Origin of the sequence: Streptomyces sp. NPDC006261 (genome assembly GCF_040613515.1) — a bacterium.
Taxonomy (GTDB): Bacteria; Actinomycetota; Actinomycetes; order Streptomycetales; family Streptomycetaceae; genus Streptomyces.
Window position 1 is genome coordinate 52,905 of the sequence record NZ_JBEXSI010000037.1, and the last position, 18,862, is coordinate 71,766.

General features: G+C 71.6%; 8 protein-coding genes. 6 read left to right on the top strand and 2 right to left on the bottom strand.

The genetic code is table 11. The features are described from left to right. Positions 1-39 precede the first annotated feature (39 nt). Complete coding sequence (locus tag ABZ154_RS23475; RefSeq protein ID WP_356835605.1) at positions 40-1,245, bottom strand: cysteine desulfurase-like protein; 1,206 nt, start codon at positions 1,243-1,245, stop codon at positions 40-42. Between the two features lie 610 nt (positions 1,246-1,855). On the opposite strand from ABZ154_RS23475, the gene ABZ154_RS23480 reads away from it, so the two are divergent. The 6 genes from ABZ154_RS23480 to ABZ154_RS23505 all read left to right on the top strand — a co-directional run bounded on the left by ABZ154_RS23480 (position 1,856) and on the right by ABZ154_RS23505 (position 18,001). Further along, complete coding sequence (locus ABZ154_RS23480) at positions 1,856-2,818, top strand: sterol desaturase family protein (protein ID WP_356835607.1); 963 nt, start codon at positions 1,856-1,858, stop codon at positions 2,816-2,818. Between the two features lie 90 nt (positions 2,819-2,908). Continuing rightward, positions 2,909-12,298 carry an amino acid adenylation domain-containing protein gene (locus tag ABZ154_RS23485; protein ID WP_356835609.1) on the top strand — a complete coding sequence of 3,130 codons (9,390 nt, stop codon included), beginning with the start codon at positions 2,909-2,911 and terminating at the stop codon, positions 12,296-12,298. Continuing rightward, positions 12,288-13,988 carry an NAD(P)/FAD-dependent oxidoreductase gene (locus ABZ154_RS23490; protein WP_356835611.1) on the top strand — a complete coding sequence of 567 codons (1,701 nt, stop codon included), beginning with the start codon at positions 12,288-12,290 and terminating at the stop codon, positions 13,986-13,988. The genes ABZ154_RS23485 and ABZ154_RS23490 overlap by 11 nt, the downstream gene beginning before the upstream one ends. Continuing rightward, positions 13,985-15,709, top strand: a complete 1,725-nt coding sequence (locus ABZ154_RS23495) for an NAD(P)/FAD-dependent oxidoreductase (protein WP_356835613.1) — start codon at positions 13,985-13,987, stop codon at positions 15,707-15,709. Before ABZ154_RS23490 ends, ABZ154_RS23495 begins: the two co-directional genes overlap by 4 nt. Continuing rightward, positions 15,706-16,761, top strand: a complete 1,056-nt coding sequence (locus tag ABZ154_RS23500; RefSeq protein WP_356835615.1) for an NADP-dependent oxidoreductase — start codon at positions 15,706-15,708, stop codon at positions 16,759-16,761. Before ABZ154_RS23495 ends, ABZ154_RS23500 begins: the two co-directional genes overlap by 4 nt. A 55-nt stretch (positions 16,762-16,816) precedes the next feature. After that, on the top strand, positions 16,817-18,001 hold the full coding sequence (locus ABZ154_RS23505) for a cytochrome P450 (protein ID WP_356835617.1): 1,185 nt from the start codon (positions 16,817-16,819) through the stop codon (positions 17,999-18,001). A 12-nt stretch (positions 18,002-18,013) separates the two neighbouring features. Here the strand turns inward: ABZ154_RS23505 and ABZ154_RS23510 are convergent, their stop codons facing one another. Then, positions 18,014-18,727 (bottom strand): hypothetical protein, encoded by a 714-nt coding sequence (locus tag ABZ154_RS23510; protein ID WP_356835619.1) that lies wholly within the window; start codon positions 18,725-18,727, stop codon positions 18,014-18,016. Positions 18,728-18,862 lie beyond the last annotated feature (135 nt).

The following is an 18,862-nucleotide window of genomic DNA, read 5'->3' on the forward strand; positions in this document are numbered from 1 at the left end:
CCGGCGGCTGCCGGCGCTCCTCCTCGGCCCGCCCGCCCCTCAGCGCAGGAACTCCCCCAGCCCTGTCAGCAGGCGCTCGACGTCGTCCGTGTCGTTGTACGGGGACAGCCCCACGCGCAGGCCGCCGTCGTCGCCGAGGCCCAGGTGGCGGGAGGCCTCCAGGGCGTAGAAGGAACCCGCCGGGGCGTGGACGCCGGAGCGGGCGAGGAAGTGGTACGCGTCCGAGGCGTCCCGGTTCTCGAAGGTGAGCAGCAGCGTGGGCGTCCGGTCGGCCGCCCGGGAGCGCACCGTCACCCCGCCCAGCTCGCCCAGCGCCTTCTCGGCCACCTCCAGCAGGGCGCTCTCGTGGGCGCCGATCGCCGCGTAGGCCGACCGCAGCCGGTCCCGCCGCCCGTCCGCCGCGCCGTGGGCACCCAAATCCGCGATGAAGTCGACCGCGGCGCGGGTGGCCGCCAGCACCTCGTACGGGAGGGTGCCGAGCTCGAAGCGCTCGGGCACGGCGTCGCTGGACGGCACCAGCTTGTCGGGCCGCAGGGTCTCCAGCAGCTCCGGGCGGGCGGCGAGCACGCCGTGGTGGGGGCCGAAGAACTTGTACGGCGAACAGACGAAGAAGTCGGCGCCGAGCCGCTCCACATCCACGAAGTCGTGCGCCGTGAGGTGCACTCCGTCGACGTGGAACAGCGCACCGGCCTGGTGGACCAGCTCCCCTATCGCGGCGACATCGGGCCGGGTGCCGATCAGGTTGGAGGCCCCGGTCACCGCGACCAGCCGGGTCCGCTCGGTCAGCAGCGCGCCGACGGCCTCCGTGGGCAGCTCACCGGTGGCCGGGTCGAACTCCGCCCACCGCACCACGGCACCGGCCCGCTCGGCCGCCTGCACCCAGGGGCGGATGTTGGCGTCGTGGTCCAGTCGGCTGACCACCACCTCGTCCCCCGGAGCCCAACTCCGCGACAGGATGCGGGAGATGTCGTACGTGAGCTGGGTCGAGCTCCGTCCGTGGACGATCCCGCGCGGGTCCGCGCCCAGCAGATCCGCGAGCGCCTGTCTGAAGTCGCCGACGATCGTCTCCGCGTGTATCTCCCCGGGCAGGGTGGTACCCCGGATCGACAGCGGCCGGCTCAGCGCCTCGGCGAAGGCCGCGATGACGGGCGCCGGGGTCTGGGTGCCGCCAGGCCCGTCGAAGTGCGCGGTGCCGGCCCGGAGGGCGGGGAACTGCGCGCGCAATGTGCTGACGTCGTAACTCAAGGAGACTCCCTCGCTCGGGGCGCTCGGACCGGGTCACGGTCGTGGTGCGCCGACAGTCCGTCGCCGCGGCTCCGCCCCGGGGCGGGTGCGCGGTTCGGCGCCGATCATCGCAGGGTGTCCCCACCCGTGAAAGGACGCCTCGCGCCGACCGGTGCGCGGGCGCACAGCCCACGGCCGGGAATGCGCCGCCGCGTAGGCACGCACGTCGCGGCGCGCTTTCATGCGCCCGTCACACGGCACAGGGATGTTCCTATGAGGAAATTTCTCATACAAATTGACTCACTCAGGCGCCGTGAAGGATTTTCTGCATCTCCCCGTCTCGGAAAGGGTCGTCACGGGTGATGCGTGACGAACGCCCGTGAAGGGGTCGGCAATTCGGTGACGAGGTGGCGGTTAAAGCGGCGGGAATCGGAAATGAATGATCTGGGCCGATGGAGCTGGGGGGCATCGGTTCACGCCACGGTCCGTTGCGGCGGATCCAGGTGTCCGGAATCGATCGGTAGATGAGCGGCTGCTCACGCCCCGGGGTGCCCACCAACCCCTTGGGCGCCCCTGAACTGCCTCGATGCGATGTTCTCTCCTGAATCACATCTCCTGTGGAGGGTCACGGATGGACGAGTGCGAACGGTCCGCCGATGGCAAGACCGATTCCGTCGATGGCCAGATCGATTCGGTTGGTTATTCGGAAATCGGGAAAAGGGCGGTCGGAATCCCCCCGGATTCCGTCCTCCGTGCGACCGCCTATCCGTTCCTCTTGCTGGCCGTCGTCCTTGTCGGCGCGTCCGCATTGGTTCTGCGCTGGGACCCGGCCATCGTGAGCCCGCTTTTCCTCGTGGGGACCCTCACGTATCTGGCCGTTCTCGAACGGCTGATTCCCTACGACCGGACCTGGCATCCCGGAAAGGACGAGTGGCGCTGGTACGGCATCTATTTTCTGCTCACCATGGCCGGAAGCGGACTGGCGCAGCTTCTCGTCACGGTCGCGGTCGGGTGGATCTCGGCCGACGAGCGGGGCCACCACCTCTGGGCCGAGATACCGGGCGCCCTGCTGGCCGGATCGCTCGTCAGCTACCTGGCGCACCGGCTGGGCCACACCAGCGTCCTCCTGTGGCGCCTGCACGGGGTGCACCACGTACCGCAGAAGGTCAATGTCGCCAACAACGGCGTCAACCATGTGCTGGACATCGTGCTCGCCCAGAGCCTCGTCCAGTTGACCCTCGCCCTGGCCGGATTCTCCCGCTCGGCCGTGCTGGTGACGGGGCTCTTCGTCGTCGCCCAGGGCTATTTCGTCCACGCCAACATCGATGTCCGCATCGGCCGGTTCAACCATCTGCTGGCCAGCCCCGAACAACACCGCCTGCACCACAGCACCGACCTGTCCGAAGCCGGCCACTACGGCTCCGACCTCTCGTGCTGGGACCACCTCTTCGGCAGCTTCACCTGGCGCCCCGGCCGTGAACCCGCCGCCGTCGGCCTCCACGACCCGGCCTCCTTCCCCGGCACCGGAGAGATCCTCGCCGCCTTCCTGCACCCCTGGCGGCGACGGCCGGGCCCCGGGCCGGGGCCCGGCTGACCGCACCGCACCGCACCGCACCTCGCCCCACCTCACCTCGCCTCACCCCAGCCATCGTCCGCCGAACCAGGATGACTTGAGGAGCTCGACATGGCCGACGCGAACGACGCGCGCACCCACGCGTTACGTCACAAGGTGGCGATCATCGGCATGGGCTGCCGCCTCCCCGGCGGCGCCTCGGACCACCGGTCCTTCTGGCGGAACCTGATGGCGGGCAGGGACTGCATCACGCCCACCCCGTCCGACCGGTACGACATCACCACACTCGGCAGCCGGTTCCGCGACAAACCCGGGCGCCTCGTCGGCGGCCGCGGCGGATACATCGACGGATTCGACGAGTTCGACCCCGCGTTCTTCGGCATCAGCCCCCGCGAGGCCGACCATATGGACCCCCAGCAGCGAAAACTGCTGGAGGTGGCCTGGGAGACGCTGGAGGACGGCGGCCAGCGCCCCGTCGACCTGGCCGGCGAGAACGTCGCCGTCTACGTGGGCGCGTTCACCCTGGACTACAAGATCCTCCAGTTCGCCGACCTGGGCTTCACCTCGCTGGCCGCGCACACCGCGACCGGCACCATGATGACGATGGTGTCGAACCGGATCTCGTACTGCTTCGACTTCCGCGGGCCCAGCCTCTCCATCGACACCGCGTGCAGCTCCTCCCTGGTCGCGGTCCACCTCGCCTGCCAGGCCCTGGGCAGGGGGGAGACCGATCTCGCCCTCGCGGGCGGCACCCTGCTGAACCTGGCCCCGCAGTACACGATCGCCGAGACGAAGGGCGGCTTCCTGTCGCCCGAGGGCCGCTCCCGTACGTTCGACGCCGCGGCCGACGGCTACGTACGGGCCGAGGGCGTCGGCCTGGTCGCGCTGAAGCGGCTGGAGGACGCCGTCCGCGACGGGGACCGCATCCACGCGGTCATCCTCGGCAGCGGGGTCAACCAGGACGGCCACACCAACGGCATCACCGTGCCCAACCCCGACGCCCAGGTCTCACTCATCCGCCGCGTCTGCGCCGAGGCGGGCATCGCCCCCGGCGATCTCCAGTACATGGAGGCGCACGGCACCTCCACCCCGGTCGGCGACCCGATCGAGGCGGGAGCCCTGGCCCGCGCCCTGGCCATCGGACGTAAGCCGGGCGCCGGCGCGTACGTCGGCTCCGTGAAGACCAACATCGGGCACACCGAGGCCGCCGCCGGGATCGCCGGACTGATCAAGACCGTCCTCAGCCTCAAGCACCGGCACATCCCGCCCCACATCAACCTGGAGCGCCTCAACCCCGCCATCGACCAGGCCTCGCTGCCGTACGAGATCCCCACCCGGCCGACCCCCTGGCCCGAACACGACGGCCCCGCCCGGGCCGGCGTGAACTCGTTCGGATTCGGCGGCACCAACGCCCACGTCGTCCTGGAGGAAGCCCCGCCGCCCGCCCAAGCGGCCGCTTCCCCCGCCGAACAGGCTTGCAGCATCTTGCCGTTGAGCGCCCGGCACCCGGACGCTCTGCCGGAGCTGGCGGCCGGGATCCGCGGCGAACTGGCCGGCGACAACGGCCCGGCCGTGGCCCTGCCCGACCTCGGCCACACCCTGGCTCACCGCCGCCAGCATCTCCCGCACCGGCTCTCCGTCGTCTACACCTCCCGCGCTTCCCTCGACGAGGCGCTCGCCGCCCACCAGCGGGGCGAGGCCCACCCCCGGGTCGTGCAGGACCGCGCGCGGGAGGCCGAAGCGCGGAGCCTGGTCTGGGTATTCACCGGCATGGGGCCCCAGTGGTGGGGGATGGGCCGCCAACTCCTCCGTGAGGAGCCGGTGTTCCGTGAGGCGGTCACCCGGTGCGACCGGGCCCTGCGGGAGTTCGCCGACTGGTCCCTGATCGAGGAGCTGTCCGCCGCTGAGTCCGCCTCACGCATGGGCGAGACCTGGCTCGCGCAGCCCGCGAACTTCGCCCTCCAGGTCGGCCTCGCGGCCCTGTGGAGGTCGTACGGCGTGCGCCCGGACGCCGTCGTCGGACACAGCACCGGGGAGATCGCCGCCTTCTACGAGGCGGGCGTCTACTCCCTCCGGGACGCGGCCCGGATCGCGGCGCACCGCAGCCGCCTCCAGCAGACCCTCGCCGGAACCGGCACCATGCTCGCTGTGAGCCTGACGGAGGACGAGGCGGAACGCCGGGTGCGCCCCTACCGGGACCGGGTCTCCATCGCCGCCGTCAACAGCCCCGCCTCCATCACGCTGGCAGGGGAGAAGAAGGCCTTGGGCCTGCTGGCCGAGGAGTTGCGGTCCGAGCGGCTGTTCGCCAAGTTCCTCACCGTACAAGTGCCTTACCACAGCGTCGGCATGGAGCGGATCAAGGACGAACTGCTCACGGCGCTGGCCCCCTTGGAGCCGCGCCCGGCCCGCCTTCCGCTCCACCTCACGGGCTCCGAGGGAACCGCCCGGGGATCCGAGCTGGACGCCGCCTACTGGTGGAAGAACGTACGCGACCGGGTACGGTTCCGGGCCGCCGTCGACCGCCTCGCAGTCGACGGGCACCAGGTGTTCCTGGAGATCGGCCCCCACCCGGTCCTCGGCCACGCCATCCGCGAGTGCCTGGAGGCCACCGGGGCGCCCGGGCTGACGCTGCCCTCGATCCGCCGCCAGGAGGACGAGAGCGAGCGGATCGCGCTCTCCCTCGCCTCCCTCCACAACCTGGGCGCCGACATCGACTGGGACGTCCTCCAGCCCTCGGGCCGGCCGGTCACCCTGCCCCCTCACCCCTTCCGCCGTGACCGGCACTGGACCGAGCCCCGGGCCGTCGCGCAGGTCCGCCTGGGCCACATCGACCACCCGCTCCTGGGCCGCCGCACCGACCGCACCGAACCGTCCTGGCTGGCCCGCCTGGACACCGAGTCCCTGCCCTACCTGGCCGACCACCGCATCCAGGACACGGTGGTGTTCCCCGCCGCCGGCTACATCGAGATGGCGACCCAGGCCGCCCTGCGGCTCACCGGCTCCACCACGGCCGTCCTCGCGGACATCGACCTGCGCAAGGCACTCTTCCTCCCGGACGGCGAGGACCGGACCGTGGAGGTGTCGCTCTCGCTGGAGGACGCCGCCTTCACGATCGCCTCGCCCGCCACCGGGGACGGCGGGGAGCGGACCGTCCACGCGAGCGGGATCGTCCGCACCGGCCAGCGCCGCAGGACCGGCGCGCCTCTCGACGCCGCCGCGGTCCGGGCCCGTACGGTCCGCCGTCTCGACGGCCCCGACTGCTATGCCGCGCTGGCCGGGCTCGGCTACCACTACGGCCCCGCCTTCCGGGCCATCGAGGAGGTGTGGACCGGCGCCGGGGAGGTCCTCGCCCGGATCCGCCCGCCCGAGGCGGTCGACGCCGCCGGCCACCACCTCCACCCGGTCCTCCTCGACGCCTGCTTCCAGGCGCTGCTGACCCCGCAGCTCCTCCAGGACCCGTCACCGGGGGCCGGCATCAGGCTGCCGCTGTCGCTGGACGAGGTCGCTCTCGGCCCCATCGGCGACCAACCGCTCTGGGTGCACGCCACGGTGCGCCCGGCGGACGCGGACACGACGCTCGGGGACATCACCCTGTACGCCGACGACGGCACGCCACTGGGCCGGATCGAGGGGTTCCGCGCCGCCGACGTGGAGAAGGCCGCTACCACCGTCGCCCGGACCACGATCGACTCCTGGCTCGCGGAGACGGTCTGGACGGAGTGCCCGGAGCCGGGGGAGGAGGACCCGCTCGCGCCCGCCGCCATAACGGTCCGGGACCACGGTTGGCTGGTCCTCGCCGACACCCAGGGCATCGCCGACGCCTTCGCCACGCTCGCCGCCGCCCGCGGCGAACGCTGCCACCTGGCGCGCCGCGGCGAGGCGTACGCCGGAGCGGGCCCGGACGGCTCCTTCACCGTGGACCCCGGGTCCGCCGCCGACCTGGAGCGCCTCTTCGCCGAGCTGGACCGGGACGGCGAGCCGTTCCGCGGGGCCGTCCTGCACCTGTGGAACCTCGACCGGCCCTCCCTCGCCGCCTGCGACCGGCAGGCCGTCCGCGACCACGCCGGGCCGGGCTCGTACTCACTCATCGCCCTGGCCCGCACCCTCCTCGCCCGGGGCGGAGACGGCCGGCTGCACATCGTCACCCGGGGGGCCCAGCCCGTCCTGCCCGGCGAGCCCGTCGAACCGCTCGGGGCCCCCGCCTGGGGCGTCGGCCGAGTCCTGCGCCACCAGGAACTCAGCGACCATCCCGGCAAGTTGATCGACCTCGACCCCGAGCGGCGGCCCGGCCCGGAGGGCGCCCTCGCCGAGGCGGAGGCGCTCCTGCGCGAGGCTCTGGCCGACGACGAGGAGGAGATCGCCCTGCGCGACGGTGTACGCCGTACCAGCCGCCTCCGCCCGGCCGAGGGGCTGACCCGGCCGCTGCCGCTGCGGCTGAGGGCCGACGGGAGCTACCTGGTGACCGGCGCCTTCGGAGCGCTCGGCCGGCTGCTGTGCCGCACCCTCGTCCGGCGGGGGGCCCGCAGGCTCATCCTGGTGGGGCGTACGCCGGTACCCGCCCGCGAGAAGTGGGGCTCCACCGACCCCTCCACCGCCGAAGGCCGGGCAGTGGGCCTGCTCCGCGAGCTGGAGACGCTCGGCGCCCAGGCCGTCCTGGCCCCCCTCGACATCACCGACGAGGGCGCCCTGACCGGCTGGCTGGACGCCTACCGGCGCGCCGGATCCCCTCCCGTGCGCGGGGTGTTCCATCTCGCGGGACAGGTCCGGGACACCCTGGTCACCGACCTCGACCGGCCCGCCTTCGACGCCGTCCACGAGCCCAAGACCGTCGGTGCCTACCTCCTGCACCGGCACCTGCGGGACGAACCCCTCGACCACTTCGTCCTCTTCGCCTCCATCGCCTCCCTGCTCACCACGGCTGGACAGGCCAACTACGCGGCGGGCAACGCCTTCCTGGACGCCCTGGCCCACCACCGCCGGGCCCAGGGGCTGCCCGCGCTCAGCCTCGACTGGGGCCCCTGGGCCACCGGCATGATCGAGGAGCTCGGCCTGGTCGACCACTACCTGCACAGCCGCGGAATGAGCTCCCTGGCCCCCGACGCCGGCATGGCCGTCCTGGAGCGCGTCATCGGCCAGGAGCACGCGCAACTGGTCGTCGCCACCGTCGTGAACTGGCCGACGTTCCTGGCCTGGTACCCCTCCCCGCCCCCACTCGTCGCCGCCCTGGCCGCGGCGGCCGCCCCGCCCCCGGCCGCCACCCAGGGCAACGGCTTCCTCGACACCTTCCGCGCCGCCGGCGAGGAGACCCGCCGCTCCCTGGTCGCGACGCGCTTCGCCGCCCTCTGCGCCGCCGTCCTGCGCACCGGCACGGACCGCATCGACCCCGCCGGAGGCCTCGGCCAACTGGGGCTCGACTCCCTGCTGGCCATGGAGCTGCGCGCCCGCGTCCACGCCGAACTCGGTGTCGCCCTCCCTGTGGTCGCCCTGCTCAGCGGGGCCCCGGCAGGAGAACTGGCCGCACAGCTCCACGACGGCCTGACGGAACTCGCCGCGGCCGACGGCACCGGCACCACCGGCCGGACCGTCGAACTCCACGACGACGCCTCGAGCTACCCGCTGACCCAGAACCAGAAGGCGCTCTGGTTCCTGAAGCACCTCAACCCCGACGGGTACGCCTACAACATCGGCGGAGCCGTCGAGGTGAACGTCGCCCTCGAACCGGACCTGATGTTCGAGGCCGTCCGCCACCTCATCGCCCGCCACCCGGCCCTGCGCACCAACTTCCTGCTGGAGGACGGGCAGGCCGTGCAGCGGGTCTCCGAGGACGCCGAACCCGACCTCGCCCTCTTCGACGTCCAGGGCGAGGACTGGGAGACCATCCACGCCACCATCGTCGCGGAGTACCGCAAGCCCTACGACCTCGCCCACGACCCGCTGGTCCGCTTCCGCCTGTTCAAGCGCGGACACGACCGCTGGGTCATCATGAAGGCCGTCCACCACATCGTCTCGGACGCCGTCTCCACGTTCACCTTCATCGAGGAACTCTTCCAGGTCTACGAGGCCCTGCGGCAGGGCCTCGAACCCCGACTGCCGCCCGTGGCAGCCCGCTACCTCGACTTCCTCAACCAGCAGAACACCTTCCTCGCCGGACGCCAGGCCGCCGGGATGCTCGACTACTGGCGCTCTCACCTCCCCGCCGAGGTCCCCCTTCTCGACCTCCCCGTCGACAAGCCGCGGCCGGCGGTCCAGACACACAACGGGGCCTCCGAGTTCTTCGTGCTCGACGCCGGACTCAGCGCCCGCGTCCACGCCCTGGCCCGTGCCCACAACGTCACGCCGTTCATGGTGCTGCTGAGCGCCTACTACCTGCTGCTCCACCGCTACTCGGGCCAGGACCACATCGTCGTCGGCTCCCCGGTGACGGGCCGGACGCGGCAGGACTTCGCCTCCGTCTACGGCTACTTCGTCAACCCGCTCCCGCTCCACGCCGACCTCACCGGCGACCCGACCGTCGCCGAGCTGCTGGAACAGGTCCGCCGGACGGTCCTGGGCGGCCTGGACAACCAGGAGTACCCGTTCGTCCTGCTCGTCGACGAGCTGGGCCTCCAGCACGACCCCAGCCGCTCGGCCGTCTTCCAGGCGATGTTCATCCTCCTCACCCACAAGGTCGCCACCGAGCGGTACGGCTACCGGCTGGAGTACATCGAACTGCCCGAAGAGGAGGGCCAGTTCGACATCACGCTCTCCGCGTACGAGGACGAGGCGGAACACCGCTTCCACTGCGTCCTCAAGTACAACACCGACCTCTTCCTCCCGCAGACCATGCGCCGCATGGCCGCCCACTACACCGCTCTGCTCGACCGCATGACCCGGGCCCCCGGCGAACGTCCCGTCTCTCGCCTGGAGATGCTCGACGACCGGGAACGGGAACAACTGGTGGGGGAGTGGAGCCGGCCCGCCCTGCCCCCGGCCGCCACGGACCAGGAAACGCCGTTCGCCCCGGTGCACGACCTGATCGCCCGCGTCGCCGCCGAACACCCCGCGGCCGTCGCCGTCACCATGCCCCTTCCGGGCGGCGGCGCCCGTCGGCTGACCTACGGGGAGCTGGAACGGCGGGCCGCCGACGTGGCCGCACGGCTGCGCGCCCTGGGCGTCACCGCCGGCTCGGTGGTCGTCGTCCGCCTGGACAAGTCGCCGGAGCTGATCGTCACCCTGCTCGCCGTGCTCAAGGCCGGCGGCGCCTACCTGCCCCTGAGGCCCGACCAGCCCGCCGACCGCGTCGCGCACCTCGTCCGGGCCACCGGAGCGGGCGTCGTCATCGTCTCCGGCGAGCCCGCACGCGAGGGAACGGCCGCGCTGCCGGTCATCACCCTGACCCTCGACTCCCTGCACGCGACCGAGCCGCACCCGGGCGGCCCCCGGCAGAAAACGGCCCCGGACTCGACCGCGTACGTCATCACCACCTCGGGCTCCACCGGCCGCCCCAAGGCCGTCCGCGTCAGCCACCGCAACCTCGCCTCCGCGTACGGGGCATGGCGCCAGGAGTACCGGCTGGAGACGGACGTCCGGGTGCACCTCCAGATGGCCGAGCCGTCGTTCGACGTGTTCACCGGGGACCTGGTCCGCGCCCTCTGCTCGGGCGGCAGCCTCGTCCTGGCCGACCGCGACCTGCTCTTCGACACCGCGCGCCTGTACCGGACGATGCGTCAGGAGCGCGTCGACTGCGCTGAGTTCGTCCCGGTCGTGGTGCGGGGGTTGATGGACCACTGCCTGCGGGAGCGGCTCCGGCTGGACTTCCTGCGGCTGCTGGTGGTCGGCTCGGACGCCTGGAAGGTGGCGGAGTACCAGCGGCTGAGCGAGCTGTGCGGTCCGGCGACGCGGCTCATCAACTCCTACGGCCTCACCGAGGCGACCATCGACAGCGCCTTCTTCGAGGGGCCCGTCGACGACCTCGAACCGGGTCTCATGGTGCCGATCGGCCGCCCCCTGCCCCACAGCACCCTCCATGTCCTGGACGCCCACGGCGAACCCGTCCCGCCCGGCGTCCCGGGCGAGCTCTGGATCGGCGGCGACGGCGTCGCGCTCGGCTATGCCGGAGACCCCGAGCAGACGGCGGACCGCTTCGTCACCCGTACGCTCGGCAAACGGCCGGGCGCCCGCCCCGAACGGCTCTACCGCACCGGCGACATCGCCCGCTGGGACGCCCACGGCCGCGTCCACCTGCTCGGCCGCACCGACGGCCAGGTCAAACTGCGCGGCCACCGCATCGAGACCGGCGAGATCGAGGCCCACCTCGCCCGGTGGCCTCCGCTCGCCCGCGCCGTCGTCACCGTCACCACGGACACCGGGGGAGAGGCCGCACTCTGCGCCTACTGCGTACCGGCGACACCCGGTACCGCGCTCGACCGGCGGGCCCTGCGCCGCCACCTGGCCGGCTCGCTCCCCTCGTACATGATCCCGTCGTACTTCGTCGAGCTGCCCGCCCTCCCGCTCACCGCCACCGGCAAGATCGACACCGCCGCTCTGCCCCCACCCCGGGCCGAGACCGGCGAGCGCCCCCACGAGGAGCCGGTGACGCTCTACGAGACCGGCGTGGCCCGGCACTGGAAGGCGTTGCTGGGGCTCGAGCAGGTGGGACTGGAGGACGACTTCTTCGAGGCCGGCGGCTCCTCCATCAAGCTCATCGAGCTTCTCCACCACCTGCGCACCGAGTTCGGCGTGAGCGTCCCCGTCAGCCGCCTCTACCAGGTCACCACCCTCCACGGCATGGCCGCCACCGTGGAGGAGGTCCTGCACAGCACCAGTGCCGACGAACTGCCGTATCTGACCTTCAACTCCGGTCAGTCCCCGCACCTCTTCTGCTTCCCGCCCGCCGGCGGCCACGGACTCGTCTACCGCGGCCTCGCCGCCCAGCTCCCGGAGTACGCCGTCATCGGCTTCAACTACCTCCTCGGTGACGACAAGGTCGCCCGCTACGCCGACCTCGTCGAAGCAGCCCGGCCCGAAGGCGCCTGCCTGCTCCTCGGTTACTCGCTCGGCGGCAACCTCGCCTTCGAGACCGCGAAGGAGCTGGAGCGGCGGGGACGGCGAGTGGGCCATGTGGTCATCCTCGACTCCCGCCGCATCACGGAGCGTTACGTGCCGGGGGACGAGGGGATTCGCGTCTTCGAGGCCGAACTCGCCGACCACCTGCGCAAACACACCGGCTCGGAAGCCGTCGCCCGCGAGACGCTCGCGCACGCCGCGGAGTACCTCACCTTCTGCGGCCGCACCCCCAACACCGGAACGGTGACCGCGCCGGTCAGCGTGATCACCGACGAGGAGAAGACCGCCCTGTACGCGGCCGGCGAGCACGGCACCTGGCACGGCAGCTCCACCGGAACCACCGTCGTGCTGCGTGGCTCGGGCGTCCACGCCGACATGCTCGACCCCAAGCACCTCACCCGCAACGCCGCTCTGGTCCGCACCGTACTGACGGGAGACGCGGCCCATGGCGGATGACGTGAGCACCCCCCGGAACGGGCCCGACGACTGGAGCAGCCGCGAGCGCACCCCCGGCACACCACCCCGTGTCATCGTCATCGGCGCGGGCGTGGCCGGCCTCTCCACCGGCTGCTACACCCAGATGAGCGGCGCCAGGACCCGGATCTTCGAGAAGCACGTACTGCCCGGAGGCTGCTGCACGGCCTGGTCGCGGGACGGCTACCTCTTCGACTACTGCATCGAGTGGCTGATCGGCACCGCACCCGGCAACGACGCCCACCGGGTGTGGCGGGAGCTGGGCGCCCTGGACGGCAAGACCGTCACCAACTTCGAGCTGTTCAACAAGGTCGAGGACGCGAGCGGCCGTTCGGTCACCTTCTACAACGACCCGGACCGCCTGGAGGCCCACCTGCTGGCCATCTCACCGGCCGACGCACCCCAGATCCGGGCCTTCACCCGAGACCTGAAGCGGTTCATCGCCATCGACCTCTACCCGTTCCTGACGGCACCCGCCCTGCGGACCGTACGGGAGCGGGCGGCCACCCTGCGCACGGTACTGCCGGCCTTCCGCCTCTTCTGGCGGACGGCCGCCACCCCGATGCACGTCTTCGCCGACCGGTTCCAGGACCCGCTGCTGCGCCGGGCCTTCCGCAACATCTTCTTCCAGGACCCGGAGGGCTTCCCCCTCCTGCCGTACCTGTTCAACATGGCGGCGGCGTACCACCTCAACGCAGGTTTCCCGCAAGGAGGTTCACTCGGACTCTCGCGCTCGATCGAGGAGCGCTATCTGGGCCTGGGCGGACACGTCACCTACCGGGCCCGTACGGAGAAGATCCTGGTCGAGGACGACCGGGCGATCGGCGTCGAACTCCGCAACGGCAGACGCTACTTCGCCGAGCACATCGTCTCCGCCGCCGACGGCCGCACCACCGTCCACGAGCTGCTCGGCGGCCGGTACACCGGACCCGGGATCGACAAGCTCTACACCGACCTCCTCCAACGCCCCGGCACCCTCTTCCCCGCGGTCGTCTCCGCCTTCGTCGGCCTGCGCGGCGACTTCGACCCCGGCGAGGCCCACAGCACCACCCACCTCCTGACCGGCGAGGACGGGAAACAGCTTCCCGGCGCCCTCCAGAACAGCCTGGTCGTCCAGGCGCGCTCCCGGTACTCCGACGGCTTCGCGCCCCCCGGCCGCTCCGTCCTGCACTGCACCTACTTCAGCGACTACGCCTACTGGAAGGAGCTGCGCACCAGGGACCGCAAGGAGTACCGGCAACGCAAGCACGAGGTCGCCGGCTTCGTCCGCACCTTCCTGGAGCGCCGCTCCCCGGGCATCACCGACCGCATCGACCTCGTCGACGTCGCCTCACCCGCCACCACCCACCGGTACACCGGCAACCACAACGGCTCCATCCTCGCCTGGAAGGCCTTCTCCGACGCGGATGACGTGTCCGCCCGCCTGGTCGGGCGGGACCGGATGCGGCTGGCCGGCCTCACCGGCTTCTCCATGGCCGGGCAGTGGGTCGGTATGGGCGGCCTGATCCGCGCCGCCTCCACCGGCCGTTTCGCGACGCAGTACCTCTGCCGCGAACTCGGCCTGCAATTCCGGGCGTGGGAGAGCGAGGCCACCGAACCGTGGCACACCGGGAAGCTGGGCCGGCTGCCCCAGCTCGACCGGTGGTCAGCACGGGAGGACACCAGTTCATGACCACGTCCGCGACCCACAGGACCCGCCGGCCCCGCGAGTCGATGATCATCGTCGGGGGCGGCCTCGGCGGCCTCTCCACCGGCTGCTACGCCCGCATGAACGGCTACCGCACCCACATCCTGGAGATGCACGAACTGCCCGGCGGCTGCTGCACCGCCTGGGAGCGCGGCGGCTTCACCCTGGACGCCTGCGTCAGCTGGCTCCTCGGCAGCGGCCCCGGCAACGAGATGCACCAGATCTGGCTGGAGCTGGGCGCGTTGCAGGGCAAGGAGATCCGCCACTTCGACGTGTTCAACATCGTGCGCGGACAGGACGGGCGGGCCGTCCACTTCTACTCCGACCCGGACCGGCTGGAAGCCCATCTCATCGGGATCTCGCCGGCCGACGCCCGTACCGTACGGACGTTCTGCGACCGACTGCGCAGCTTCCGCAAGGCCCTTGCCGTCTACCCGTTCCTCAAACCCGTCGGGCTGATGGGCCGCGTGGAGCGCTGGCGGATGCTCGCCTCGTTCCTCCCCTACTTCAACGCCGTCCGCACCACGATCACCGTCCTGATGGCCGACTACTCGGCGAAGTTCAAGGACCCGCTGCTGCGGGAGGCGTTCAACTTCATCCTGTACGAGAAGCACCCGAACTTCCCCGTGCTTCCGTTCCACTTCCAGCTCGCCTCCCACGCCAACCTCTCCGCGGGTGTCCCCGAAGGCGGCTCCCTCGGCCTCGCCCGGTCCATCGAGGCCCGCTACCGCCGGCTCGGCGGGGAGGTCTCGTACAACACGAAGGTCGAGACGGTCATCGTCGAGGACGACCGTGCGGTGGGCGTCCGGCTCAGCGACGGGAGCGAACTGCGCGCCGACATCGTGGTCTCGGCCTGCGACGGCCACACCACCGCCATGAAGTTCCTGGAGGGCAAGTACCTGGGCGAGGAGTACCGCAAGCTCTACACCCGGACCATCCACGAACCGGGCATGGTCTTCCCCGGCTACTTCACCCTGTTCCTGGGTCTTGCCCGCCCCTTCCCGGAAGGGGACCCCTGCACGACGTACCTACTCGACGAAGCCACGGCGGCGAAGCTCACCGGCATCCGCCACGCCAGCATCAACGTCCAGTTCCGCAACCGCCACTACCCCGAACTCTCGCCGGCCGGCACCACCGTCGTCTACGCCACCTACTTCTGCGACATCGCCCCCTGGCGGGCCCTGGACGAAGGCCCCGAACAGGTCACCCGCACCCGCGGCGGCCAGGAACTGCACACCCTGCCCGTCCGCCACGGCCGCGGCTACTACGCGGCCAAAAGGCGCGCACGCGAGACGCTCGTGGACTTCCTGGAGCAGCGCTTCCCGGGCCTGCGCGACGCCATCGTCGTACGCGACGTCTCCAGCCCGCTCACCCAGGTCCGCTACACCGGCAACTACGACGGCACGGTGCTGGGCTGGCAGCCGTTCGTGGAGAGCGGCGAGACCCTCGAAGAGCTGGTCAGGAAGCACGGGCCGGGGCTGCCGGGCCTGGCGAACTTCTACCAGTCCGGGGTCTGGGCCACCACCGGCGGGCTGATCCGGGCAGCCGCCGCCGGACGCCACGTCACGCAGTTCATCTGCCGCGACGACGGCAAGCCCTTCACCGCGTCGGTCGACCTCACCGCGCCCCCGCCGACCCACCGCGTCATCCCCGTGCCGGCCGACCGAGGTGCCACCGCCGTACCGACGACAGGGAAGAGCACATGAAGATCGCGAAATGGGTGGTCCGCGAGCACGTCGAGGGCGTGCCCGACGTGGACCGCGTCTACGAGAAGGTCGTCGAGAACGTCGACGTGACCCTGGCCCCGGACGAGATGCTCCTGCGCACGCTGTACGTCTCCGTGGACCCCTACCTCCAGGGCATCGCCCTCGACACCCCGATCGGGGCCCATATGGGCGCCGACTCGATCATGGAGGTCGTCCAGGCCGGGCCGCGCGCCGCCCACGGCGTCGGCGACCTCGTGCAGGGCTTCGGCGGCTGGCGGTCCCACGTCGTCTCCACCGGGGAGTCCGAGCTCTGGCAGACCGGCACGTTCCCCATGGTCTTCCCGGCCTACCGCAGGCTGGATCCTCAGTGGTACGACGACGCCCTGCCGCTCCCGACCGCGCTGAGCGTGATGGGCGGCCCGGGGATGACGGCGTGGGGCACCCTCGCCAAGTACATGACGGTGGCGCCCGGGGACACGTTCGTCATCAGCGGGGCCTCCGGCGCGGTCGGCACACTCGTCGGCCAGCTCGCCGCGCTCGCCGGCGCCCGCGTCGTCGGGACCACCTCGTCCCCGCGGAAGGCGGAGTACCTCCTCGGCCTCGGCTTCGACGCGGTCGTCGTCTACCGGCACACCGACAGCCCCGGCACCGTCCGCGAGGCGTTGACCCGGGCGGCCCCCGACGGGGTCGACCGCTACTTCGACAACCTCGGCGGCACGGTCACCGACGTGGTGTTCCCCATGCTCAACGTCGGCAGCCAGGTGGCGGTGTGCTGGCAGTGGGCGACCCAGGTCGGTAACGAGGACACCGGCCCGCGCTTGCTGCCCTACCTGATGTTCCCGCGGGCGACGGTCCGGGGCATCTTCTCGCTGGAGTGGTTCACCGAGCAGAACTGGAAGGACCTCCACGCGGAGCTGGGCGGCCGGGTCCGGCGCGGGGAGGTCGTCTGCGACCACACCCTCCACCACGGCTTCGACGCCATCCCCGCCGCCTACGAGAGCCTCTACCGCGACCGGGCGGACCACCGGGGCAAGGTCCTGGTGGCGCTGTGAGGACTGCCGTCGTTCCCCGCCCTGCTCACCCGTACGCCCTGTCCCGGGAGGCACGATGACCACCACCGACCCGTCGTCCCTGGTCCCCCTGCACCGCCTGTGCTTCGAGGAACCGGGCCCGCCCCGTTGCGCCGAACTGCCGGGCGGAGCCCCCGCCTGGCTGGTCAGCCGGTACGCCGACGTCCGCCAGGTGCTCTCCGACCCGCGCTTCGGCCGGGCCCAGCTGTACGCCGACGACGCCCCCGCCCTCTCCGACGTACCGGACCTCGTGAACGACCCCGACCTGATGTTCAACCAGGACGGCCCCGACCACCTGCGGCTGCGCCGCACCCTGCGCCGCGCCTTCACCCCGAGGGCCGTCGCCCGCTGGCGGCCGTGGATCGCCGCCATCGTGGAACAGCTCCTGGACCGGCTGGAGGACCGACCGCAACCGGCGGACGTGGTGGAGGAGTTCACCCTCCCCCTCCCCGTGGCGGTGATCAGCCGGCTGATGGGCCTGGACGAGTCCGCGCGCGACCGGATGCGCCACTGGAGCGAGCACGCCTTCTCGGACGGCTCCCACTCCGGGGAGGAGGTGGAGTCCGTACTGAAGGAGTTCGGCGCGTTCGGCGCGGAGCTCCTCACTCAGCGGCGGCGCGCCCCCGCCGACGACCTGATCAGCAGCCTGGTGCGGGCCGCCGACGAGGAGGGCGGGCTCCCCGAGGCGCAGTTGGTGAGCCTGGTGTGCGGGCTCGTCGTCGGGGGCCACGACAGCACGATGACCATGCTGGGCAACGCGCTGCTCTACCTCCTCGGCGAGCGCCCCGAGAGCTGGCCCCGCATCGGCGCCGACGAGGAGGCGGCCGGACGGGTGGCGGACCGGCTCATCCACCTCGTCCCGCTGGGCGACGACCGGGGTACGGCACGTCGCGCCGCCACGGACACCGAGGTCGGCGGGGTGACGATCCCGGCCGGCGCGGTCGTGCTCGCGGACTGCGGCATGGCCAACCGGGACCCGGAGATCTTCTCCCGCCACACGCGCGAGGACCTGTTCGCCCCGCTGGAGGCCCCCACCCTCTCCTTCGGAGCCGGGGCCCACTACTGCCTGGGCGCCTGGCTGGCCCGTACGGAACTCCAGATCGCCCTGCACCGCCTGGCCGCCCGCTTCCCGGGCCTGCGCCTGACCGAGCCCGTGGAGACGGTGCTCTGGCGTACCGGAACGACATCCCGCAGTCCGCGGAGGCTGGGGGTGCGCTGGTAGAACGGACCGGCCTCAGCGGACCTGTTCGAAGCTCGGGCCGTAGGTACCGGCCTTGACGCGCAGCGTCTCGTACCCGCCGTCGCCCTGGTTGCCGTACTTGCTCCAGTACTGGCAGGTCAGACCGGAATCGGCGTCGAAATCGACGGCCGTGGCGGCGGGGAACTCCTCGCAGGCGAGCTTGGACGCGTCGGAGCGGCTGCCGTACCGCTTGAACAGCTCGTTGTGGACGACCTTCGCGACGAGCAGACCCTTGAGAGGTCTGGCGTTGTAGAAGGTCATGAAGCTGCCTTCCTTGTACGAGTCGCTGATCTTGACCTCGTACGGGATGACAGCGCCTTCGTAGGTGACGTTGCAGGTGCTCACGGCACCGGCCTTCTGCGTCACCCCGTCCGGGCACTCGGCACTGGTCGTGCCGGGCACCTTGACCCGGCCGAGGACCTGCTCCTGGAGCTTGTGCTCCACCCTCTTGGTGAAGGGGGCGCTGTTGTCCGGCTTGGGCAGGACCTTGAGCTGCCCGTCGGAGGCGCTGTCGAGCACGTCCTTCTGCGGTCCGTCCACGGTGACGGGCAGCGGCGCCGCCTGCGGGGCGGCCGTCGTCTCCTGCGCGGTGTCGGGCTTGGTGTCGGCGGCGGGGTCGACGGTCGAACCGGTGGAATCCCCGGAGCCGCAGCCGACCGCGAGGATGCCGACGGCGGCCAGTCCGATGAGCTTCTTGGTGTAGTGCATAAGCGCAGCCTAAGAGTCCCGATGGAGTGCTCCGGGGGCCACGGGAGGGGGCGGGGGAGCCGCAGCAGGCCCACGGAGCACTCCATCGGGACTCTTAGGCTGCGCTTATGCACTACACCAAGAAGCTCATCGGAC